At 73.2% G+C, this 21119-nt stretch carries 24 protein-coding genes; 7 read left to right on the top strand and 17 right to left on the bottom strand.

Annotated features, from left to right (window positions below):
* The first annotated feature begins 120 nt into the window (after positions 1-120).
* A complete protein-coding gene (locus ACZ4UB_RS02705; protein ID WP_468067812.1) occupies positions 121-444 on the top strand; it encodes a hypothetical protein in 324 nt (107 codons plus the stop codon).
* 113 nt (positions 445-557) lie between these two features.
* Entirely contained in the window at positions 558-836 is a 279-nt protein-coding gene (locus ACZ4UB_RS02700; protein WP_468067810.1) for a chaplin, read from the top strand.
* A 90-nt stretch (positions 837-926) separates the two neighbouring features.
* Here ACZ4UB_RS02700 and ACZ4UB_RS02695 read toward each other — a convergent pair whose 3' ends face one another.
* The 3 genes from ACZ4UB_RS02695 to ACZ4UB_RS02685 form a co-directional block, all read right to left on the bottom strand.
* The gene (locus ACZ4UB_RS02695) at positions 927-1793 is read right to left on the bottom strand and encodes a tyrosinase family protein (RefSeq protein ID WP_468067808.1); all 867 of its coding nucleotides are present in this window, start codon (positions 1791-1793) and stop codon (positions 927-929) included.
* 65 nt (positions 1794-1858) lie between these two features.
* Positions 1859-2233, bottom strand: a complete 375-nt coding sequence (locus ACZ4UB_RS02690; RefSeq protein WP_468067806.1) for a tyrosinase family oxidase copper chaperone — start codon at positions 2231-2233, stop codon at positions 1859-1861.
* A 99-nt stretch (positions 2234-2332) separates the two neighbouring features.
* Positions 2333-2944, bottom strand: coding sequence for a trimeric intracellular cation channel family protein (locus tag ACZ4UB_RS02685; protein ID WP_468067805.1), 612 nt, complete (start codon positions 2942-2944; stop codon positions 2333-2335).
* 193 nt (positions 2945-3137) lie between these two features.
* Between ACZ4UB_RS02685 and ACZ4UB_RS02680 the strand changes: the two genes are divergently transcribed.
* Both ACZ4UB_RS02680 and ACZ4UB_RS02675 read left to right on the top strand, forming a co-directional pair.
* The gene (locus ACZ4UB_RS02680) at positions 3138-3557 is read left to right on the top strand and encodes an SRPBCC family protein (protein ID WP_468067803.1); all 420 of its coding nucleotides are present in this window, start codon (positions 3138-3140) and stop codon (positions 3555-3557) included.
* A 5-nt stretch (positions 3558-3562) separates the two neighbouring features.
* A complete protein-coding gene (locus tag ACZ4UB_RS02675) occupies positions 3563-3991 on the top strand; it encodes a MarR family winged helix-turn-helix transcriptional regulator (protein WP_385779646.1) in 429 nt (142 codons plus the stop codon).
* Between the two features lie 19 nt (positions 3992-4010).
* On the opposite strand, the gene ACZ4UB_RS02670 is transcribed toward ACZ4UB_RS02675, so the two are convergent.
* The 6 genes from ACZ4UB_RS02670 to ACZ4UB_RS02645 form a co-directional block, all read right to left on the bottom strand.
* Complete coding sequence (locus ACZ4UB_RS02670; RefSeq protein ID WP_468067801.1) at positions 4011-4910, bottom strand: geranyl diphosphate 2-C-methyltransferase; 900 nt, start codon at positions 4908-4910, stop codon at positions 4011-4013.
* A 14-nt stretch (positions 4911-4924) separates the two neighbouring features.
* A complete protein-coding gene (locus ACZ4UB_RS02665; RefSeq protein WP_468067800.1) occupies positions 4925-6217 on the bottom strand; it encodes a family 2 encapsulin nanocompartment cargo protein terpene cyclase in 1293 nt (430 codons plus the stop codon).
* 137 nt (positions 6218-6354) lie between these two features.
* Positions 6355-7767 carry a family 2B encapsulin nanocompartment shell protein gene (locus tag ACZ4UB_RS02660; protein WP_468067799.1) on the bottom strand — a complete coding sequence of 471 codons (1413 nt, stop codon included), beginning with the start codon at positions 7765-7767 and terminating at the stop codon, positions 6355-6357.
* A gap of 216 nt (positions 7768-7983) precedes the next feature.
* Positions 7984-9024 carry a tryptophan--tRNA ligase gene (gene trpS / locus ACZ4UB_RS02655; protein WP_468067797.1) on the bottom strand — a complete coding sequence of 347 codons (1041 nt, stop codon included), beginning with the start codon at positions 9022-9024 and terminating at the stop codon, positions 7984-7986.
* 236 nt (positions 9025-9260) lie between these two features.
* Positions 9261-9383, bottom strand: a complete 123-nt coding sequence (locus ACZ4UB_RS02650; protein WP_467956383.1) for a hypothetical protein — start codon at positions 9381-9383, stop codon at positions 9261-9263.
* Positions 9384-9561: 178 nt separating this feature from the next.
* Positions 9562-10452, bottom strand: coding sequence for a helix-turn-helix domain-containing protein (locus tag ACZ4UB_RS02645; RefSeq protein ID WP_468067796.1), 891 nt, complete (start codon positions 10450-10452; stop codon positions 9562-9564).
* Positions 10453-10657: 205 nt separating this feature from the next.
* On the opposite strand from ACZ4UB_RS02645, the gene ACZ4UB_RS02640 reads away from it, so the two are divergent.
* Positions 10658-11761 (top strand): DUF5954 family protein, encoded by a 1104-nt coding sequence (locus ACZ4UB_RS02640; protein WP_468067795.1) that lies wholly within the window; start codon positions 10658-10660, stop codon positions 11759-11761.
* A 4-nt stretch (positions 11762-11765) separates the two neighbouring features.
* On the opposite strand, the gene ACZ4UB_RS02635 is transcribed toward ACZ4UB_RS02640, so the two are convergent.
* Together ACZ4UB_RS02635 and ACZ4UB_RS02630 are read right to left on the bottom strand one after the other, a co-directional pair.
* Entirely contained in the window at positions 11766-13367 is a 1602-nt protein-coding gene (locus tag ACZ4UB_RS02635; protein ID WP_468067794.1) for a TROVE domain-containing protein, read from the bottom strand.
* A gap of 255 nt (positions 13368-13622) precedes the next feature.
* The gene (locus ACZ4UB_RS02630; protein WP_468067793.1) at positions 13623-14255 is read right to left on the bottom strand and encodes a TetR/AcrR family transcriptional regulator; all 633 of its coding nucleotides are present in this window, start codon (positions 14253-14255) and stop codon (positions 13623-13625) included.
* A 101-nt stretch (positions 14256-14356) separates the two neighbouring features.
* On the opposite strand from ACZ4UB_RS02630, the gene ACZ4UB_RS02625 reads away from it, so the two are divergent.
* Positions 14357-15592: an alpha/beta hydrolase family protein gene (locus ACZ4UB_RS02625; RefSeq protein WP_468067792.1), complete on the top strand. Its 1236-nt coding sequence runs from the start codon at positions 14357-14359 to the stop codon at positions 15590-15592.
* 67 nt (positions 15593-15659) lie between these two features.
* Here the strand turns inward: ACZ4UB_RS02625 and ACZ4UB_RS02620 are convergent, their stop codons facing one another.
* The 4 genes from ACZ4UB_RS02620 to ACZ4UB_RS02605 form a co-directional block, all read right to left on the bottom strand.
* The gene (locus ACZ4UB_RS02620) at positions 15660-16862 is read right to left on the bottom strand and encodes a beta propeller repeat protein (RefSeq protein ID WP_468067791.1); all 1203 of its coding nucleotides are present in this window, start codon (positions 16860-16862) and stop codon (positions 15660-15662) included.
* Positions 16863-16945: 83 nt separating this feature from the next.
* Positions 16946-18133, bottom strand: a complete 1188-nt coding sequence (locus ACZ4UB_RS02615) for an RNA polymerase sigma factor (protein ID WP_468067790.1) — start codon at positions 18131-18133, stop codon at positions 16946-16948.
* Between the two features lie 7 nt (positions 18134-18140).
* Positions 18141-18548, bottom strand: a complete 408-nt coding sequence (locus ACZ4UB_RS02610) for a YciI family protein (protein ID WP_468067789.1) — start codon at positions 18546-18548, stop codon at positions 18141-18143.
* 129 nt (positions 18549-18677) lie between these two features.
* Positions 18678-19253 carry a TetR/AcrR family transcriptional regulator gene (locus ACZ4UB_RS02605; protein ID WP_468067788.1) on the bottom strand — a complete coding sequence of 192 codons (576 nt, stop codon included), beginning with the start codon at positions 19251-19253 and terminating at the stop codon, positions 18678-18680.
* 70 nt (positions 19254-19323) lie between these two features.
* Between ACZ4UB_RS02605 and ACZ4UB_RS02600 the strand changes: the two genes are divergently transcribed.
* Positions 19324-19911 (top strand): dihydrofolate reductase family protein, encoded by a 588-nt coding sequence (locus ACZ4UB_RS02600; RefSeq protein ID WP_468067787.1) that lies wholly within the window; start codon positions 19324-19326, stop codon positions 19909-19911.
* A gap of 21 nt (positions 19912-19932) precedes the next feature.
* On the opposite strand, the gene ACZ4UB_RS02595 is transcribed toward ACZ4UB_RS02600, so the two are convergent.
* Positions 19933-20658, bottom strand: a complete 726-nt coding sequence (locus ACZ4UB_RS02595; RefSeq protein ID WP_468067786.1) for an RICIN domain-containing protein — start codon at positions 20656-20658, stop codon at positions 19933-19935.
* Positions 20655-21107 carry a hypothetical protein gene (locus ACZ4UB_RS02590; protein ID WP_468067784.1) on the bottom strand — a complete coding sequence of 151 codons (453 nt, stop codon included), beginning with the start codon at positions 21105-21107 and terminating at the stop codon, positions 20655-20657. The genes ACZ4UB_RS02595 and ACZ4UB_RS02590 overlap by 4 nt, the downstream gene beginning before the upstream one ends.
* Positions 21108-21119: the final 12 nt, after the last annotated feature.

Here is a 21119-nt window from a genome sequence, read left to right as displayed (position 1 = left end):
CCGTCGCACAGCCACCTACGGGTGACAAGGCGTGACCCGGGGCGGGTCCGGGCGGGTTGGACCCCGGGCGGTGCAGCCGCACCGGCCGTTTCCAGACGTTCCCCGAGGGGCGAGACCTCCATGCGCATCCACCACACCATCCGGGCGACCATCGGGCCACTGCTGCTGCTGGCCGGAGCCGCCGCGGGAGCCGCGGGCACGGCGCAGGCCGCCGGCGCGGACTTCCAGTACATCGGCCAGGACGACAAGCCCCACGCGATCCCGGCGCGCCCGGGGTGCCACGCCGCGGAGGGCGGCAGTTCGCGGGGCGTGGTCAACCAGACGGGGCTGAAGGCCGCGCTGTACCGGGACGAGGGCTGCAAGGGGCAGCCCGTGGCCTACGTCCTGCCCCGGACGAGCGCGCCCGTGACGGCCTATTTCGCGTCCGTACGCCTGTCCGGGTAGCTCGACCCCACCAGGTGGGCGCACGGGCCGTGACTCCGGGGCGCTCGCCGCGTTGTACGCCATGTCAAACGCCGCAGATTCTGCGGCACCCCATTTCTCAGTAGGAGATCTTGATGTCGCGTATCGCGAAGGCACTCGTCGTCACCGCTGCGGCCGGTAGCGCCCTGGCCGCCGGTGCCGGTCTGGCCGCGGCCGATGCCGGAGCGCACGGTGCGGCGGTCGGCTCCCCCGGTGTCCTCTCGGGCAACCTGCTCCAGGTTCCGGTCCACGTTCCGGTCAACGTCTGCGGCAACACCGTCAACGTGATCGCCCTGCTGAACCCGGCGTTCGGCACCACCTGCGTCAACGCGTCGGGCGGCGGCCACCACACCGAGGGCGGCTACGGCGGCTGATCACCGGCCACCGCATGACGGCCGTGCCGTGAGGAGGGCCCCCGCCGACCGGCGGGGGCCCTCCTTCGTGTCAGGACGCGCAGCGGTGGGTCAGACCTCGTAGCGGTAGAGGCCGACGTGGCTCAACATCTCGCGCGGCGGGATGCCCCACGGCGGCATCGGCTCGTCCAGGGCGATCACCCGGCCGTGCTGGAGGTCGTACTCCGGCGGCGGGGTCGCGGGCAGGTAGCCGGAGCCGGGGTGGCGCTGCTGCCAGCGGTCCCAGACCAGGTCGACGAAGGCGTGGTGCAGCCAGAACACCGGGTCGTTGGGGGCCGTGCCGCCCGTCATGTGCCCGCCGACCCACTGGTGGACCTTGTTGTGGTTGCGCCAGCGCTCGCTCTTGGGCGCGGCCCAGCCCTCCAGCTTGTTGCGGAAGCCGCCCGCCCGCGCCGTGGAGTCCCAGGGGTCCGTGTCGTAGACCGGGTCGTCGATCGCCGTCCGCAGTTCGGCGGCGGTGGGCAGCTTGATGGGGTTCTGCGGTCGGCCGAGGTTGCGGGTGAGGAAGCGGGACTCGGTGACGCCGACGGTGACCGTCCAGTTGCCGCCCGCGTGGGCGAAGGGGCCGGTCATCACCTGGTGGTCGCCGTCCCGGCCGGTGCCGCCGAGGAAGTCCTCGGCCCAGAGGGAGGAGACGGGGCTGTTGTCGGTGGTCCAGTCCCAGTACGGGATGGTGACCGCGGAATCCACCTCCCGCAGCTGCTTCTCGAACTCCAGCAGGTAGCGCCGGTGCCACGGGAAGAACGACGGTGACATGTGACCGACCCGCAGTTTGCGGTCCCGGTCCGGCACGAAGTACTTGTCGTGGGTGCGCACGAAAGCGTCGTAGGTTCCGTTGCGCTTGAGCTCCAGCACGGCGGCCGTGAACCGCTTCTTCTGCGCGCTGGTGAGGTTCTTCTGGTTCTGCCGGGTGTACACGCCGGTGTCCTCCGCTTTCCCGTGGTCCCGTGGGGTACGGCCGTCCGGTCCGGCCGTGCCGGGTATCAGCCGTGGTGCGGGGCGCCGGCCGCGAGCGCCAGCTGGGCGGTGCCCAGCTCGTCGACGGCCGCCCGGGCCAGCTCGATGGGCGTCGCGAAGGACTGGAAGTGGTTGACCCCGCTGAGGTAGCTGCCGTCCGCGCGCCGCATGACGTGCAGGGGGCGCCCGTCGATCCGGATCCCGGTCCGACCGATCGCGATGTGCCGGCCCCGGTACGTCTCCTCCGCGAGCGGGGCGGGGGTCACCGTCTGCACCGGGCGCCGGGCGCGCAGTACGGGCGCCAGTGCGGCCGCGGTGGTGGCGACCACCGCGGCCGTGAAGAGCGTGCGCAGGGCCGCGCGCCGCGTCGGCGGAGCGGTGGGGCCGGTGGCCGCGTGCATGCGTTCTCCCTCGATCGGTGGCTGCGTCACGGGGTCTAACGCCGTGCGGCGGGCGAGGTCACCACCGCGGGGAGCGGCCTGCCGGAACGGCCGCGCGGATCAGCCGTCGACGCGCTGGAGGCGCGGCAGGTGGAGGTCGCCGAAGACCGCCGCCATGCGCAGGGCGAAGACCAGGCCCGCCGAGACCACGATCGCCACGGTGGCCGAGGCCCCGGTCCAGTGCAGGAGCAGGTAGCAGCCGGCTCCGGCGAGCGCCGCCGTCGCGTAGACCTCCTCGCGCAGCAGCAGCGGCGGGAACTCCCCGCACAGCACGTCGCGGACGACCTCGCCGGTGACCCCGGTCAGGACGGCGAGGATGAGCACGGCGACGGGGGTGACGTGGGCGTCGATGGCGGCGCGCGCCCCGATGACGGTGACCACGGCGAGGCCGACGGCGTCGACCACCATCAGTGTCCGCTGGGGCAGTTCCCATCGACGCAGGTAGAGCATGGTGGCCGTGGCGACCGAGGCGATGAGGACGAGGAGCACCCAGTCGTGGGTCCAGTAGAGGGGGTGCCGGTCGAGGATCAGGTCGCGTAGGGTGCCGCCCGAGATGCTGGCGGCGAAGGCGAGTACGAAGCCGCCGAAGGGGTCCATGTTGGCGCGGTGCGCGGCCAGCACGCCGGAGGCCGCGAAGGCGGATATGCCGAGCAGGTAGAGGGCGTGCAGCACGGCGCCTCCTTCACGGGGCGGGGCGGGACGGGGTGATCCGTCGAGGATGCCGCGGCGCCGCGCCCCCGCGCATCGGCCGTTCGGCCACGCCACGGCCCGCCCCCTCGACAGATAGTCTGCGCGCAGATAGTCTGTGCGCAGATAGTCTGTGCGCAGATAAAAGCACGGCACGACGACGTCCGAGGAGACACCCATGTGGGACTACGAGCACAGCCTGGACACCGACGCCCCCGCCGAAGCGATCTGGGCGCTCTGGGCCGACGTACCGAACTGGGGGACCTGGAACGGCGAGATAGAGCGCATCGACTTCGAGGGTCCCTTCGCGGTGGGGGCCGGGATCACCATGACCCCGCCCGGGGACTGCCCCGTGGAACTGCGGGTCACCGACCTGGTCGCCGGCGAGTCCTTCACCGACGAGGCCCGCGTGGGCGGGCTCGTCCTGCGGACAGCCCACACCCTCGCTCCGCTCCCCGGGGGCCGGACCCGTATCGTCTACCGGATGGAGATCACCGGTACGGGCGCCGACGAGGTCGGCCCGCAGATCGGCCCCGGCATCACCGCCGACTGGCCCGAGACGATGGCCGCGCTCACCGCGCTGGCCGCCCGGGGCTGAGCTCGGTGCAGCCCGGCGAGAGTCCCGGCTTCCTGCTCTGGCACGCCACGCTGCGCTGGCAGCGCGGCATCGCGGCGGCCCTGGCTCCGCTGGGCCTGACGCACGTCCAGTTCGTGCTGCTCGCCTGCACCTGGTGGATGAACGGCCGGGGCGAGCGCCCCAACCAGCAGGCCCTCGCCCGGCAGGCGGGCACCGACGTGAAGATGACCTCGCAGGTGTTGCGGACCCTGGAACAAAAGGACCTGGTCGCCCGCGAGGTCGATCCGGCCGACAGCCGCGCCAAGCGGCTGCACGTGACCGACCTCGGCGCCGAGCTGGCGCCGCGCGCGATCGCCGCCGTCGAGGAGGTGGACGCGGGCTTCTTCGGCCCGGTCCCGCTCGACGACGCCCTCACGCTGCTGGGCCGCCTCGCCCACCCGGCCGAGACGGCCTAGCCGAGGCCCGGCCGGTCGGTCAGACGCGGTCGGCGGCGATCAGGACGTACTGGAAGGAACCGTCCCGGTAGGAGTTGATGAAGGCCTCCTCGATGCCGGTGACCAGCGAGGAGGTGGCCCTCAGCTCCCAGTACGGCAGGGTCTCGGGCGTCAGGTCGATCACGGCCTGGGGGACGAGACGGTTGTCGGCCATCGCCTTGAGGTACTCCCGGCGCGAGTGGATGTTGCACTCGAAGTGGGCGTTGATCTGGGAGACCCACTTCGAGGGCTGGCCGTAGCGCGGGTTCCAGCAGCCGGTGATCGTCACGTACCGGCCGCCGACCCGGAGCACGCGGGAGTGCTCGGCGAAGAGGTCGTCCAGGTCGACGTACATGCTCGACTCGTTGTTCCACGAGGCCGCGGCGCTGCCGGTCTCGAAGGGGGTGCGGAGCATGTTGCAGACCCGGGAGCGGACGTGGTCCTGGATGCCGAGTTCGGCGGCGCGCTGGTTGCCGAACTCGGCCTGCTTCGCCGACAGGGTGACGCCCTCGACCTTGCAGCCGAAACGTTGATGCGCCATGACCATCGAGCCGCCGCGGCCGCAGCCGGCGTCCACGAGGGTGTCCTCGGAACCGATGGCGCCGAGGTTGTCCAACAGGACCTCGGCCTGCGCCGACTCCAACCGGTGCAGCTCGGCGATCAGCCGCTTCTCGTAAGCGCTGTCGCCGGCGTCCCCGAGGGCGGCGCGGTCGATGTCCCCGATGCCGTAGTGGTGGTGGTAAAGGCCGTCGACGTCACCGAGACGCAGGTTCACGGGCCTGGCCTCGTGGTCCCAGTAACGGGCGATGTCCCCCTGGTACGCCGTCGCCGGCGAAGGGATGAACACCGAGCCGCTGACGGAGGTCGCGGTGGTGGCGGTGCTGTAATCGGTACCGGTCATGAAGAGTTCCGTCCTTACCAGAAATCGGGCAGGCTGTAGCGGTAGGTGTTGGTCTGGTGCCAGTAGTGGTTGCCGTCGACCCACACGGCGACGCCGCGCAAGAAGCGCAGCACGCTCGGTGCGGGGCAGGCGACGGCCAGGTCGGCGGCCTCGGATTCGAAGTCGCGCATGAGGTCGTTGTGGACCTCGACCGCCTTGAGGTACGCCTCCTGCTCGGAGGTGCCCTCGCGGTCCGCGATCACCACGGGCAGGTTCAAGTGCCGGCCCGGGGCGGCGAGTTCCTTGGTGTAGGAATACAGGTCGTTGACGATGGTGGCGGCGTTCCCGGCGAGTGCGATGACCCGCTGCATGGCCGGCTGCGCGTGGAGGTCCGCGGGCAGTTCGTAGCCGCCGACGGTGTCCGTGATGGTCGGGCAGGGCCGGAAGTTGTTGAACTGGCGCATCGCCAGGTACTCCCACACCTCCGGCACGTGCTCCGTCTGGGCCCAGGCCGCCTCGGCGAGGTAACCCATGTGCAGCCGGGCCATGTCGTGCCGGTAGCGGTCGGCCTGGGACGGGGTGCACTGCCCGACCAGGTACCGCATGGCGGACACGTAGCCGCGCCGCGGCGCGTCCGCCCGGAGGGAGTCCGCCCACCGCGGCTCGTACTCCTTCGTCGTGTGGAGGGGATCGAGGGCGGTGTGGGCCAGCAGGAGCCGGCCGCCGAGGCCGATGGGCGAGCCGCCGTGGTCCTCGCAGTAGACGTCGTCGAGCGCGTTCTCCGCGACCATCAGCCGCGTGGCGATCATCAGGTGCTCGATGGTGGGGGCGTCCGGGTGGCAGGCGACCATGTAGCGCCCGACGGAGAAGCCGTCGAACTGGTCCTCCCACTCCTCCGGATAGAGATCGACCTCGTCGAGCGCCCACGCCTTGATCCGGCGGCTGACCTCTTCCACGCGTGCCGGATCGGGCTCGGGCACGGGGTGGTAGTAGAGGCCGGGGATCGGAGTGCCGGCGACCGGCTCCGCGGCCGGGTGCGGCACGGACTCCGGGCGCGGGGTCAGGTACAGGCCCGCGGTGCCCAGCCCGCTCGGGCCGCGCAGGAGCCGCTCCAGTGCGGCGGCGGGTCCGGCCACGACCTCGGCCGACGGTACGTCCAGGGGCGGATCCACCGGCTCGGGCACCACCGCGGGCACCGGAGCCGGTACGTCCACGGGCGGGGCGGGGGTCGGGACGGCGGGCGGGGCGGCCGCGAGGACGTGGGCGCCGAACTGGGCCGCCGCCCCGGGCAGGCTCGATTGCAGAGGGGAAAGCCCGGGCTCGGGCATCCGTAGCTCCTTGGGTGACGTGGGTGGGCTGCCCGGGATCCGGGCACGCCGATCCGGCCCCCGGGGGTCGGGGCGGCACCGGAGATCCGGGCGGCCGTGACCCTCGGGGACGTCGGACAGGTCCTGCGGTCGTGCGGCTAGTCGCGCCGGCGCGCGATCTGCACGTTCTCCAGGACGCCGAGGGCGTCGGGGACCAGGATGGCGGCGGAGAAGTAGGTGGTGACCAGATAGGAGATGATCGACCGCTCGTCGATGCCCATGAAGCGCACCGACAGGCCCGGCTCGTACTCCTCCGGCAGGCCCGTCTGGTGCAGGCCGATGACGCCCTGGTTGTCCTCGCCGGTGCGCATGCAGAGGATCGAGCTGGTGTTCTCCTTGGTGATCGGGATCTTGCCGCAGGGCAGGATCGGCACCCCGCGCCAGGCCGGTACCTGCTGACCGCCGAGGTCGACGTGGTCCGGGTAGAGCCCGCGCGCGTTCCACTCCCGCCCGATGGCGGCGATCGTCCGCGGGTGGGCGAGGAAGAACTTGGAGCCGCGGCGGCGACAGAGCAGGTCGTCGAGGTCGTCCGGGGTGGGCGGACCGGAGTGGGTCTGGATCCGCTGCTTGAAGGCCGCGTTGTGGAGCAGGCCGAACTCCCGGTTGTTGAGCAGCTCGTGCTCCTGGCGCTCCCGCAACGCCTCGATGGTGAGCCGGAGTTGCTCCTTGGTCTGGTTCATCGGCTCGTTGTAGAGGTCGGCGACCCTGCTGTGGACCCGCAGCACGGTCTGCGCGAGGGACAGTTCGTACTCGCGCGGATGGGGCTCGTAGTCGACGTAGGTGCCGGGCAGTTCGGCCTCGCCGGTGTGGCCGGCCGACATCGCGATCTCGGCCTCGCCGTGCTTGTTCTGCCGCCGCAGGGGGAGCGTGCTGAAGTGCCGCACGTGTGCCCGCAGGGCCGGCGCCGCGGACAGTACCGCGGCGAAGTCGGCGCGGGAGAGGGTGAGCAGGGTGCCCGCCGTCTCGGCGGTGGCGGTGCAGTCCCACACGGCGTCCGCGTCGAGCAGGGCGTCCTCACCGAACTGCTCGCCGTCGGCCAGTACCGCGACGGCCACCTCGTCCCCGTAGGGGCCCGCGGAGGTCTGGCCGACCCGGCCGTGGGCGATCAGGTGGACCTGTTCCGCGGGGGCACCGCGCTCGGCCAGCACCTCGCCCGCGCGGAAGTCGCGCTGCACGCACCGGTCGGCGATCGCGGTCAGCACGTCCACGTCGTCGAAGCCCCGCAGCAGGGCCAGTTCGCCCAGCTCGCGGGGGATGACCCGGACGTTGCCGCCGTCCTGGACGAACTCGATGCGCCCGTCGCCGACGGTGTAGCTCAGCCGCCGGTTCACCCGGTACGTGCCGCCCTTGGTCTCCACCCAGGGGAGCATCCGCAGCAGCCAGCGGGAGGTGATCTCCTGCATCTGCGGGGCGGACTTGGTGGTCGTGGCGAGGTTACGGGCAGCCGCCGTGCCCAGGCTGGACTGCCGGGGCGGCTCCAACTGGGCTTCGGGGCCGGTGTCAACGGTCATCAGCGAGGCTTCCTTAGCGACGTAAAGGAATGAATATCCGGCAATGGGTCCAGAACCGTTCAGAACCGTAACGGCCTGCCGCCGTCCGCTTCGGCGGAGCCGGTGGGAGTTACCTCGATGCAGTGATCTTGTGCGACAGGGGGTTTGCATGAGCCGTTGACGGTATCTGGACACCGACCAGATGGATTCGGCCGAGCGTGACGGCGGCGGAGTCCGTCAATACGCCATCTTCATGGCATTCCGGACCTCCGCGAGCGTGGCGTCGGCCTGCGCCCGGGCCCGTTCGTTGCCCTCCCGGAGCACGGCCCGCACGTGTGCGCGGTCGCGGGACAGTTCGACGCGACGGGCCCGCATCGGCGCGAGGTGGTCGTTCACGGCCTCGGTGACGGTCCGCTTCAAGGCCGCCGATCCGCCGGCCCCGATCTCCCGCGCGACCTCCTCCGGGGCGCGGTCCTGGCAGAGGGCGGCGAGGAGCACGAGGCTGGAAACCTCCGGCCGGGCCTCGGGATCGTAGGTGATGTGGCGCTCCGCGTCCGTCTTGGCGCCCTTGATCAGTCGGGCGGTCTCGTCCGCGGTGGCGGCCAGGGCGATGGCGTTGCCACGGGACTTGCTCATCTTGGTGCCGTCGGTTCCCAGCAGGACGGGCGCGGCCGACAGCAGCGGCGCCGGTTCGGGGAAGACGGTGGCGTAGCGGTCGTTGAAGCGGCGGGCCACGGTCCGGGTCAGCTCCAGGTGCGGGAGCTGGTCGCGGCCGACCGGTACCAGGTTGGCCTTGCAGAAGAGGATGTCGGCCGCCTGGTGCACGGGGTAGGTGAACATCAACCCGCTGACCGCGGCCTGCCTCGAATGCGTGATCTCGTCCTTCACGGTGGGGTTGCGCCCCAGTTCGGCGACGGAGACCAGCGAGAGGAAGGGCAGCATCAGCTGATTGAGGGCCGGGACCGCGCTGTGGGCGAAGATCGTGGAGCGCCGTGGGTCGATCCCCGCCGCGAGGTAGTCCAGGACCAGGTCCTCCACGTGCTCCTCGAGCCGCTCGGCGACGTCCCGGTCGGTGAGGACCTGGTAGTCGGCGACGATCACGTAGGTCTCCACGCCGAGGTCCTGGAGCTCCACCCGACCTTGGAGCGTCCCGAAGTAGTGCCCCAGGTGCAAGCGGCCCGTCGGCCTGTCGCCCGTCAACACCCGGTACGCACCCGGGTCGCGGCGGATCTCGCGGATCTCCGCGTGACGGTCCGGCCGCGTCGTCGTTTCTGCCATGGTCTGCTCCTGCCGCTCGGTTCGGGCGCTCCCCAGGGTCCCGGCCGGCTCCGCACACCACGCACCGCGCATGCGAAAAGGGCCGTCCCATGGACGGCCCTTGGATGTGTCCAGTCTGTGGCCGTCCCTAGAAGGAACGCCACCAGCACAGACAGGACAACGTAGACATGCCCCCAACATAGCCCGGATCACCCCGGTGATCCAGGGCCACCCGTCCCGCGGGAGGGGGACTTCCGTCACCGGCCGCTCTGGTCTCCGTTCTCGCGACGACTGCGGTTGCGTCGGCTGAGGCTCCCCACCAGGGCGATCAAGCCACCGGTGAGCGCGCCGGACACGAGGATGCGCAGCAGGTCTTCCATCGAGTACTCCCCTTCGGAACCAGGTTCAGGTGGCCGTCGGGCCGCTCCGGCGACGGCCGGTAGCGGATCCCGGGCGCCCCGCGGGGGCGTCCGTCGGCCACACAGGGGACGCTACTGAGCCACGGACGGGCTGGCTTGGACGAATCCGACCTGGGCCCTCACTTTCGGATCCCGCCCCTCACAGCGCGACGGCCCCCTCGGTCACCCGCGCGGCGGCCAGTTGGCCGGGGGTGGTCCCGCCCAGGACGCGGAACTCGCGGTTGAGGTGGGCCTGGTCGTAGAAGCCGCAGGCGGCGCTGACTTCGGCGGGATGGGCGCGCTCGTGGGTGAGGAGGCGCACGGCGCGGTGGAAGCGCAGCACCCGGCCGGACGTCTTGGGCGCCAGGCCCACCTGCTCGGTGAACCGGCGGGTGAGGTAGCCCTGGCTCCAGCCCACTTCGGCCGCGATCCGCGCCACCGGGATCGCGCCGCCCGTGCGGGACAGCAGGTGCCAGGCGTGGCTCACCTCGGGTGCGGGCAGCGGGCCGCGGGCCAGCCTGGCCGTCAGCGCCAGGTCCAGCAGGTCGAAGCGGGCCGCCCAGTCGCCGGCGGCCGCCAGCCGCTCCACCAGCACCGCGGCCTCGGGCCCCAGGACGTCGCCCAGCTCGACCACCCGGTCGGTCAGCTCGCTCATCGGCCGGGCGAACAGCCGGTACGCGCCCAGGGGGGTCAGCTCCAGTCGGATCGCCTCCTGGCCGCCGGGGTGGTCGCACACCCGGGGGCCGTTCTCCAGGCCCGCGACCAGCGAGCCGGTCACCTGCTGGTACGGGCTCGCGTACCCCTGTCGGCCGATCCGGGCGAAGGGCTCCCCCAGGCTGATCACGACGACGGCCCGGCCCGTGGGAACCAGCCTGACCCGGAAGGGCGAGACCGAACCCTCCCAGTAGCCCGCGTAGCTGTGCACGATCGGGCGCAGGTGGGCCGGCCAGGGCCGGGTCACCCGCCACCGGCCGGCCACGCCGACCCGGGTCACCTCGACTCCGCGACCGGCCGCGCGAAGGCGCGGGCCCGCGCTCGTGAGCACCGTCATGTCCCTCTCCCCCCAGCACGTCCGGATCGGGCATCAGCATCCCAGACCATGTGGGGCGGGGCGGCGGGCAGTTGGCTGGAACCCGCAGGCCGCGGCCGTGCGGGTGGCGCGGCCCGCTGGCCGGAACCGGCCGTCCCGGGACCCGGGAGGGGGAGGGTTCCTCGAATCGGCAGCGGGGCGGGGGTCCGGTCGTCAGGATGGGGACATGGAGCATGGGGATGCGGGACGGGGCGGGGCGCGGCCGATCGTGGTGCGGGTTCCCGTGGAGCCGGTGGAGGCCGCGGTGGAGGCCGACGCGGTCGACGCCGTGGCCAGGGCCGGCGAGGTCGTCGTGCGCGGTCCCCTGTTCGGGGTCGCGGCGCAGGGTCCCGAGGACGGGCCGCGGTGGCGGGTGGTCATCGCGATCATCAACCCCTGCCCCCAGTTGGCGCGCGACAGCCTGAACTCGAAGCTCTGGTTCCGCGCGAAGGACGAGGCGAAGGACCGGGCCGAGCGGCGCGAACTGCTGGCCGCGGTGGCCCGGTTGGAGAGCGAGCGGGTCGACGACCTGGAGGCGGGCGGGACCCGGTACCGGGTCGTGCGCGCCGAGGAGTACGCGGGCTCGGGGCCGGACGGGATCGAACTGCCGCGCCCGACCGATCCGGAGCCCCTGGTGCCCGACTGGACCCGCGGGGCCCGGGGGTCGGACATCGACGACGCGCTGCTGCTGGACCCGGACGAGCCCGTCCCCCCGACGCGGGCGCTCGAACAGCTGGCCCTGCGCGGCCTGCGCTACAGCGGGGCGCGCTACCCCGAGGACGTGCTCGCCGACTCGCGGCGGGCCCTGGACAGCCACCCGGACGTGCTGCTGCTGCCGCCGACCTTCACCGTCGTGGAGCAGACGGGGCCCCGCAACTGGGAGCCGGTCAGCGGCCCGCACATCAGCGCGCACGAAGCCCGCAAGTCGATGGACTTCACCCTGACGTGGGCGTGGCCCCGGATGCGGGGGCTCATCCCCGTCGACGCCGACATGGGCGCGGACGCGCGGACCCGGGTCGCCGACGCCGCCGCCGCCGGTGCGCCGGAGCCGGAGCTGGCGGCGTACGCGCGGGCCGCCGACGCCCTGCGGGACGGGCGCGTGAACCGGTTGGAGTTCCAGGGCACCGCCTACCAGATCGCCCGTACCCGGCGCTTGCTGCGGTGGGGGCCCGACGGGCCGGAGGGCCCGCGCCCCTCCGACTCCAACAGCCAGGAGCCCACCCGCATCCACCTCACGCTGGACGAGGACGGGCGCGTCGTCCCCGAGGAGCACGCCGAGGACCAGGACTGACGGGCTACGCGTCTCCCGTGGTCCACGGCCACGCGGCCCGTCGGCCGGCCTCGACGAGGCCGATCATGCGGAAGCCGGCGTCCGTGAGGCCGCCGTAGGTGTGCCGGTGGGGCCCCGTCGGGCCGTGGGCGGGTAGGTAGCCGGCCAGGTTCCAGGTGTGGACCGGGACCGTGGCCGGGACCGGGTCCCCGGGCGCGCCGGGGCGGGGGCGCGCGGCCTGTTCGTCGGTGACGATCAGGACGCGGTCGTGTCCCTGGTAGTGGGTGCGCACCGCCTTCGTGGTCTCGGTGCCGCCGAGGTTGTGGAAGCGCTCCAGCACCTCCAGCACCGGCTCCCCGGCCCGGAAGGGGACCTCCGCACTGGACCAGCCGAACTCCACCAGGTCCGCCTGCTCGGCGCGCATCGCCAGCGCGGTGCCGAACACGGCCGCCGCGTCCGCCCGGGTCAGTCGGGACCGCTCGGAGACGGTGTCGTAGTACATGGAGCCGGACCGGTCGACCATGACGAGCGTGCGGCCGGGCAGCGAGGGCACGTTGGCCAGCGAGTGGCCCAGTGCCCGTTCCAGCGGGGCCGCCCAGCGCGCCGACGGGGCGTGCCGGTGCGCGGCGAGGTAGCGCAGCGGGAACTGCCGGGACCGGGCGACCTCGGCGGGGTCCGAGATCCGTGCGGCGACCTGCGCGGCGACCTCGTCCGAGACGCCGGCCTCGTCGAAGTTGCGCAGGTTGCGCAGCAGCGCCATCGGCGCCATCGAGGGGATCACGGCCTCCCAGACGGCGGCGTCCATCGGCCCCTGGAGCCAGCCCGCCAGGGCTTCCCAGGTCAGGCCCGCCGCGGCCAGCCGCTCGGCGCCGCCGGGCCCGGTCACCGCGGCGCGCCGCTCGTCGACCGGGACGGCCAGCAGCGCCCGGTGCGCGCCCAGCATCCGGTCCGAGGCCGGTGGCAGCGCGCCCTCCGGGTGGTGGCGGCGGTCCAGGGCATGCCGGAACAGCGCGCCCTGCCAGGGCTTCTCGGGGTCCGGGGACGCGTGCACGAGGTTCAGCACGTCGCCGAAGCGGAAGGCGTGGGAGGCGGTGTCGTACTTCAGCAGCGAGCGGGAGGTGTACAGCCTGCGGACGGCGTCGGCGAGGCCCCGCTTCACGGGTTGGGGCACGTTCCGCCCGTAGGCGGAGGTCCAGTGGGCGAGCAGTTCGCCGGGTTCGTCGGCGCGCTGGAGCACCGAGTCGATCACGGACCGGTTGGAGGGGCCCGCGGGACCGGCCGCGGACGGCCCGGCCGCCAGCCGGGCCCGGACGTAGGCGGCCGCGCCCACCAGCGACGCCGTGCGCATGTTGCCCTCGCCGCGGAGCCAGCGCAGCAGGCCCGCCGTCCACGCCGGATCCTCGACGGCGAGCCGGCCCACGAGGCGGGCGTAGCGTTCGTCGCGCTCCTGGCCGCCCTCGTAGAAGGTGCGTTGGGTCACGAAGTTGCCGACGGCCAGCAGGAAGAGTTCCTCCCGGGGCTCGCGGGCGTGGACCGGACCGCCCTCGTAGGTGTGTGGGGGCCGGTGGTGGATCCCGGGGTCGGGCGGCGTGCGGGCGGCGGTCGAGACGTGTGGGGCCACGAGCATCTCGGACCAGACCTTGGAGACGCGTGGGGTGTGACGAGGCAGTGAATCCCCCCGGATCCTGAGCGAACGGACGGACCGGCCCGCGCGTCCGTCGCCGATCGGCACGGGACGGGGCGGGGCGGAAGCGACCGCGCTCCCGAGATCAAAGGGGCGGCGGCGTCACTTGGTTGTCAGAAGGAAGTAGCCGCAGCCGGGCGCATCGGGGCGCGGTCGCGGCGTCACCGTACGCGGTTCGGGCGGCGGCGCGCCAGCGCATTACGACGGCGGTCGGCGTCCCGCGAGCAGCCGGTCGACGAGGGTGTCGACGTACCGCGGGGTCAGGGGGCCGACGCCGAACAGCATCCGCAGGTAGATCGGTGCGAGGACGACGTCGAGCACGTCCAGGACCTCGGGCGGGTCCTCGCCGCGGGCGCGGGCCCGGTCGAGCATGGCCTGGAGCTGTTCGGCGCGGGCGCCGAGGAACCGGTCGCGGGCGGCCTCGCCGGCCGGGCCGGTGGCCAGCACCGTGACCACGGTCCGCAGGAGCGCCAGACCGTCCGGCCCCGAGACGTCCTCGGCCGCCTTGGCCGCGAAGGCGCGCAGATCGCCGGCGAGGCTGTCGGTGTGGGGCACGGGCGAGCGCTCGGTCAGGCGGCTGACGACCACGTCCATCAGCAGGGCTTCGAGGGTTCCCCAGCGGCGGTAGACGCTGCTGTCGGCCACGCCGGCCCGGGCGGCGACCTCGGCCACCGCGAAGGTGCCGTATCCGCGCTCGGCGATGAGATCGGTGACGGCCTGGTGGACGGCGGCGCGGACGCGGGCGCTGCGGCCGCCCGGGCGGCGCGCGGCGGGGCGGTCCGGGGACGCCGGCTCGGGGGCGCGGTCGGTCGGCGCGTCGATCTCGTTCACGTCGACCATCCTAACCCTTAACGCAGTCAGGTGTTGCGTTTGCGGGACGGATGGCCCTACGGTTCTCTAAAAGCAGTAATCCACTGCGTTAGGAGTCCCCCGTGAAGCCGCTCTTCTTCCCCGAGCACCCGACGTTCTGGTTCGAGACCCTGCGGATGTTCGGGCACATCGCCTACGGCGGAGCCGACTTCGGCGAGGTCGCCGGGACCGCCGGGCGCATCACCGCCGGCGACTACGACAGCTGGCACGACCAGTGGCTGGCCACCGCCGAACGCGTCGACGGCGAAGCCCGCGCCTGTCTGGAAGGCGGTCACGCGGTCAGCGCGCGCGACGCGTTCCTGCGCGCCTCGAACTACTACCGCAGTGCGGAGTTCTTCCTGCACGGCAACGGCGCCGACCCGCGCATACGCCACGCCTACGACGCCTCCGTCCGGTGCTTCCGCCGGGCCGCCGAGCTGTTCACCGCGTCCGTCGAACCGATCGAGATCCCGTACGAGGGCACGACCCTGCCGGGGTACCTCTACCGACCCGCGGGCGCCGACGGATCGGGCGGCGCGCTGCCCACCCTGATCATGTTCAACGGCTTCGACGGCACCGCCGAGGAGATGCATTTCTACGGCGCGGCCGCCGCCGTGGAGCGCGGCTACGCCGTCGTCGTCTTCGACGGCCCCGGGCAGCCCGGCACCCGGCACCGCCAAGGGCTCACCTTCAGGCCGGACTGGGAGAACGTCGTCACGCCGGTGCTCGACCACGTCCTGACGCTCCCCGGGGTGGACCCGCGGCGCGTCGCCGTGCTCGGCGTCAGCATGGGCGGCTACCTCGCGCCCCGCGCCGCCGCCTTCGACCACCGGATCGCGGCCGTCGTCGCACTCGACGGCGTCTACGACCTCGGCGACATCAGCACCGCCTCCATCCCGCTGCCCCGCAAGGAGGCCGAGGAACGCCTGCGGGCCCCGTACGCACCCGAGATCGACGCGGCGCTGGAGGCCGCCATGGCCGCCTCCCCCCTCGTCAAGTGGGGCGTGGAACAAGGCATGTTCGCGCTGGGCGCGGCCACCCCGCGCGCGTTCTGCGCCGCCTACCTCGACTACCACCTGCGAGACGGCATCGCGGAGCGGATCACCTGCCCGGTACTGGTGTGCAGCGCCGAGGACGACGGTTTCTTCAAGGGGCAGCCGGAGGCCCTGTACGACCACCTGACCTGCGAGAAGACCCTCCTGACCTTCACCGCGGAGGAGGGCGCCGACGCACACTGCCAGGCGGGCGCGCAGCGACTGGCCTTCGCCCGGATCTACGACTGGCTGGACCGCACGCTGGCCGGGCTGGTCGCCGCCTGAGCGGGGCGGCGACCGGCGATCGGCGTCGTGCCGCGCCGCGCGGTCGGCGCGGCGCGGCGCCCGCGCGTCAGAGGCGGGTGGTCAACAACAGGGGCAGCGGACCCGACCCCCCGGCGCCGCGGGCGGAACCGCTGACCGTCACCTCGCGCCCGGCCGCCGAGACCGTCCAGGGCGCGTACGACCGCTCCGCCGTGCTCGCCGGGAAGCCGAGCGAGGTCACGCGCGAGCCGGAGACCCGCAGGGCGAATCCCCCCTCGGCGCCGAGCCGCCGTCCGACGGCGACGACGCCGCCCGGCGCGGCGGCCACGCCCGTCAGGGACCCCGCCTCGGCGGGCCCGACCACACGCGTCCAGGTCCGTCCGTTCCAGTGCATGATCAGCGCGTGCCCACGGTCGTTCTCGTCGAGGATCGTGCGGCCCACCGCCCACACGTCGCCCGGCCCGTTGGCGACGACGCTGTTGAACTCGCCGTACAGACCGCCGTAGGGGGGCGTCGGCAACTGCTTCCAGGAGCGGCCGTCGTAGTGCAGGACGACCGGCCGGTCGTCGTCGCCGTATCCGCTGCCGACCGCCCAGACGTCGTTCGGGCCGGACGCCGAGATCGCGTTCAGCCCCCAATTCGCGTACCCCTTGGGCAGCTCCGCGCGCTTCCACGCGCGCCCGTCCCAGTGCTGGACCAGCCCTTCCATGTGGTCGATGATCTGCGTCGAGCCGTCCGGGTCGGGTATCCGCTCGTCGAGGGCCTGGGTCCAGCCCGCCGCCCACACGTCGTTCGGCGCCACCGCGGCGACGCCCAACAGGCCGCCGCCGAGCGAGTTGTCCGGCATCGCCGCCGGCTTCTCCCGCCACGCACGCCCGTCCCAGTGCTGCGTCATCGCGGGCCGGCCCTCGCCGTCGGCGTCACCGACCAGCCAGGCGTCCCGGTCCGAGGTCGCCGCGATGGCGTTGACCCGGCCGCTCGCCCCGGGCGCGGTCGGCCTTTGCGTCCAGGCACCGCCGCGCCGGTCGTCGTGCGCGTACAGGACGGGCTGGAACGAGACCCCGCCCCCGTCCTCGTTCACCCGGAAACCCGCCGCCCAGGTGGTGTGCGCGTCGGGCTTGACCGAAGCGCTCACCACGGCGTCGCCGCCGGGGAGTTCGGCAGCACTCCAGCGCGGCGCCCCCGCGTCGGGCGCGGGAGCCGCCATCGCCGTCGCGGGCAGCAGCCCGCCGATCACGAGCGCCGATATCCCGCCCCACACCATCGATCCGGCGCGTGAACCGACCGCCATGTCGTCCTCTCCAGACTCGGGGCGCGTTGCCCCGTCGCCCGCATGACGCCCCATCAGACCGTCCCGGTTGCGGCGCCGCGACGTCAGCCCCGCAGAAGGGTGTTGAGCCGAGCCGCCTGGCGGGTCAGGTGGTCGCGCTCGGCGAGGTTGGGCGCCGAGCGCGCCGCCTGCGCGTACAGCCGGGCCGCCGCCGCCAGGTCGCCGTCGCGCTCGTGGAGGTACGCCGCCACCGCGGCCCTGCGGGGTACCGCGGCCCCCTTCGTCGCGGAGCCCGACGCGGCGGCGTCCAGTGCCGCCAGCGCCGCGAGTCCGGCGCGCGGTCCGTCGGCCTCGCCGACGGCCACCACGCGGTTGAGGCGGACGACCGGGCTGTCGGTCAGGCGCACGAGCTCGTCGTACCACTCGACGATCTGCACCCAGTCGGTCTCGCCGGCCGTGGGTGCGTCGGCGTGCAGCGCCGCGATGGCGGCCTGGGCCTGGAACTCGCCCAGCCGGTCGCGGGCGAGGGCCGCCTGCAGGATCGCGACGCCCTCGGCGATGGCCCCGGTGTCCCACCGGGTCCGGTCCTGCTCCGCCAGCGGCACCAGGGCGCCGTCGGGCGCGGTGCGGCTGGCGCGCCGGGCGTGGTGCAGCAGCATGAGGGCGAGCAGTCCCGCCACCTCGGGGTGGTCGATCGCCTCCGCGAGCTGCCGGGTGAGCCGGACGGCCTCGGCGGCGAGGTCGACGTCGCCGGAGTAACCCTCGTTGAAGACGAGGTAGAGGACGCGCAACACGGTGGCCACGTCGCCGGGCCGGTCGAACCGCACGCCGGAGACGGTCCGCTTGGCCCGGCTGATGCGCTGGGCCATGGTCGCCTCGGGCACCAGGTAGGCCTCGGCGATCTGGCGCGTGGTCAGCCCGCCCACGGCGCGCAGGGTGAGCGCGACCGCGGACGACGGCGTCAGCGAGGGGTGGGCGCACAGGAAGTAGAGCTGGAGCGTGTCGTCCCGCGCGGGCGCGGGACCGGGCGCCGGCTCCTCCTCCACGAGGTCCTCGCGGCGGCGGCGGGCGGTTTCCGCCCGGGTCGCGTCGAGGAACCGGCGCCAGGCCACGGTGACCAGCCAGCCCTTGGGGTCCCGCGGCGGCTCGGCCGGCCAGACCCGGACCGCCTCGACGAGCGCGTCCTGGACGGCGTCCTCGGCCGCCGCGAAATCGGCTCCGCGGCGGACGAGGATCCCGAGCACGCCCGGGGTGAGGCTCCGCATCAGGGCCCCGTCGATCGGAGTGCTCATCGCGGGGTCACTCCGTGATGGTGGGCGGCGTGGACAGGAAGGGGCGCAGCTCCAGCCATTCGTGGATCGGCTTGCCGCCCGCCCCGGGGGCGGCCGAGAGCTCGCCGGCCAGCTCGACGGCGCGGTCGTAGCTGTCGACGTCGATCACCATCCAGCCGGCGATGAGGTCCTTGGTCTCGGCGAACGGGCCGTCGGTGATCGGCGGGCGCCCCTCGCCGTCGTACCGGACGAAGGTCCCCTCGGGGGCGAGGGCCTGGCCGTCGACGAACTCCCCGGTCTTCTCCAGCCGGTCCGCGAAGTCCCGCATGTACTGCACGTGGTCCGTGATCTCCTGCGGGGTCCACCGGTCCATGGGGACGTGATTGACCGCTTCCGGAGCGCCGCGGTAGTGCTTGAGCAGCAGGTACTTGGCCATGGGGTGCCTCCTCGGTGCTGGTGCGACCCATTGTGGCCGCCTTCACCACGGGGACGGAGCCGGTGGGGCGTTCTCGACATCACCGGGAGAAAAACTTTTCCGCCCCTGTCCTCGGCGCCTCCACCGCCTTCACCGCGGCACGATGCGCTCGATCGCCGCGTCGATGAGCCGTTCCCGCTCGGCCTCGGAGAAGACCCCCGGCAGGGTGAGCTGCTCGACGATGAGCCAGTTGAACGCCAGGTAGAGCAGCTTGACGGCGGTCGCGTCCCCGGTCAGGCCGGTTTCCCGGTGGTAGGCCACGTTGGCGTCGACGTCGGCGCGGACCCGGTCGGTCAGCACGGCGCGCAGCTCGGGTCGGCGGGTCGCTTCGAGGCGCAGTTCGAGCAGGGCCAGGTAGCCGGCGCGGAAGGCGCTGATCCGGCCGATCAGCTCGCGCATGAGCGCCGCGTAGGCCTCCCGGTCCGTCGTGCCCGCCCGCAGCCGGGCGACGGCCGCCTCATCGGGCTGGAGGCGCTCGTAGACCCGGGCGCCCGCCTGGGTGAGGAGGTCGTCGCGGTTGGCGAAGTAGTTGGAGGCCGTGCCGCCCGGGACGCCGGCGGCGGTGTCCACCGCGCGGAAGGTCAGCCCCCGCGCGCCCTCGGCGGCGAGCACCTCGATGGCGGCGTCGACGAGCGCCGCTCGTCGTTCGTCGTTCCTGCGGGCCATTGACACCACTCCAGCCATAGTACTACATTCACACCACTACAAGCAGAGTACTACGAATGAGGTCCACTGCATGCGCAAGCTCGTGTACTACGTCGGAGTCACCCTCGACGGTTACATGGCAGGCCCCGGCGGCGAATTCGACTTCTTCCCCTTCGGCGACGAGCAGCAGGCCGCCGCCTACACCGAGTGGGGCGTCGCCCACTACCCCGATACGATCCCCACCTTCATGCGCGCGGCCAACGGTCTGGCGGACACCCCCGCTCAGCGGTTCGACACCGTACTGATGGGCCTCGGCAGCTACCGCCCCGGTCTGGACGCGGGCTTCACCAGCCCCTACGCCCACCTGAAGCAGTACGTCGTCTCCAGCACCCTCGCGCCCGACACCGACCCGGCCGTCACCGTGGTCGCCGAGGACCCGCTCGGCCTGGTCCGCCGCCTCAAGCGGGAGGAGGGTCGGGACATCTGGCTCTGCGGCGGCGGGATCCTCGCGGGTCAGCTGCTGCCCGAGATCGACGAACTGATCATCAAGAGCTACCCGGTGGTCGCCGGATCCGGGATCCCGGTGTTCAACGGGACGTTCGACCCCACCGTCTTCGCCGTGACGGACCGCACGTCCTTCGACAACGGCGTGACAGCCACCTCCTTCACCCGCCGCTGACCGCCCGACCCGTCGGCCCGCTCACGGCACGAGGTGCCACCACTGGTCGGCGTACTGCTCGCCGCAGGACGTCTGCGCCGCGGGTCGGCCCGCCCCGGGGCCCTGCACCATCAGGCACTTGGAGTTGCCGTCCGCGCGCAGCACGAAGTGGCCCGCGCGGTCGCCGCTCCCCCACAGCAGCTGCCACAGCTGCCCGTTCTGACCGCCCTGTCCGGTGGCACAGGTGCGCTGGACGGCGGGGGCGGAGTTCTCGGAGCCCGTCACCGTCAGGCACCGGCCGCCGAGCCCGTCGCGCAGGGTGCGGGTCGGGTCGCCGTCCCGCGCGCGCAGGGTCCAGGTCCCGGCGGCGGCCCCGGTACAGGAGTCCTGCACCGGTACGAGGTCCTCCCCGGCGCCCGCCGCCCGCAGGCACAGCCCGCTGCCGTCGTTCACCAGCCGCCCGACGAGCACCGACTGATCGGTGCCCGCCGCGCCCTTGTCCGCGCCCGGGGTCGCGCCCGGGGTCGCGGTGAGTGGGGCGGCGGCGCCGCCGCCCGCGTCCCCGCCCAGCCGGACGGCGATCACGGCGACCGCACACACCAGCGCGACCGCACAGGCCGTGAGGATGATGCCCGTACGGTGCTCGTGCAGGTTGACCTGCAGGTTCCCGCTGCCGTGCTGCACCCCGGTCGGGCCGTGGAAGGCGTCCCCGGCGCGGGTGTCCGCCCGGGGGCCGTCGTCGCCCCCGCCGCTTCCCTTCCCGCTCACGGGCGCGCGTCGAACCGGTTCACCTGGACGTTCCCGTCCCCCGACACGATCGCCGCCGGGCCGTGGAACACGTTGTGCGCGACGCCCGCTCCGGGCGCGGGCGCCGCCGGCGCCACCTCGCCGAGCAGCGTCCGCAGTTCCGCCGCGACCACGGCCCGCTCGGCCGGGTCCAACTGCTCCAACAGCACCTCGACCCGGGTCCGCCAGACCGTGCCGAGCCGGGCCCGTTCCGCGCTCCCGCCGTCCCGCGGCCCACCGTCCCCGACCGCTGCCAGCTCGGCCGCGGTCCGGTCCAGGTGCTCCAACTGGACTCCCTCGTGGTGCGCGTTCCTCCGGCCGAGCACCCGGGCCAACCGGTCGCGCAGCGCCGTCCAGGCGTCCGTTCCCGCTGCCTGTACGACGCCCGATCCCACCGAAGCCGCCAACGCGACCATCGCCTCGTCCAACATGGCGCTCCCCCC

This window comes from Streptomyces sp. NPDC028419 (assembly GCF_055565515.1).
Note: the sequence above shows the minus strand (reverse complement) of the source record. Positions and strands in the feature narration are given on the sequence as shown.